Below are 604 nucleotides of genomic sequence, written 5' to 3' on the forward strand. Positions count from 1 at the left end.
ATCTCGACGATCTCGTTCGGCACCAAGACCGGCGAGATCGAGATGGACGGGCAGCGGGTCGCCGTCCCCGTCGCGACGGATCAGATGAAGATGATCGCCAAGCTGTCCGGCGGGCAGTCTTACACCGCCAGCAACGTCGCCGAGCTTTCCAAGAGCTACAACGCGATCGAGAAGGACATCGGCTACCGCACGGTGCCGGGGCCGGGCAGCGCCGGGTGGTTGCGCCTGGGCGTCATCACCGCCCTGATCGCGACGGCGCTGGCGCTGCTGATCAACCGGCGGCTCCCGGTCTGATCGCTCAGGAGGGCAGCCGGCGGTTGAGGAACAAGCCGGCCAGGATGGCGCCGGCCATCGCGACGGCCCCCAGCAGCATCCACGCCAGGCTGGCGTCGCCCTTGACGGTCTCGTAGCCGATCTGGCGCTGCAGGGTCGCATAGACGTTCTTCAGCGACTCGAGGCTGTCGGCGTGGAACGACTGGCCGTCGGTGATCTCGCAGATCTTCTGCAGCGTCTGATCGTCGACGGGAACGGGGACGGCGACCCGCTGCCCGTCCATCTCGATCTCGCCGGTCTTGGTGCCGAACGAGATCGTCGAGATGGGCAC

Annotated in this window: 2 pseudogenes; one reads left to right on the forward strand and one right to left on the reverse strand. The window is 67.1% G+C overall.

Annotated elements, in window-relative coordinates:
• Positions 1–294: pseudogene (locus tag A5709_RS23920) on the forward strand (hypothetical protein); the annotation flags it as partial.
• 4 nt (positions 295–298) lie between these two features.
• Here the strand turns inward: A5709_RS23920 and A5709_RS23925 are convergent.
• Positions 299–604, reverse strand: a pseudogene (locus A5709_RS23925) (hypothetical protein); the annotation flags it as partial.

This window comes from Mycobacterium sp. E1386, from assembly GCF_001672745.1.
GTDB lineage: Bacteria > Actinomycetota > Actinomycetes > Mycobacteriales > Mycobacteriaceae > Mycobacterium.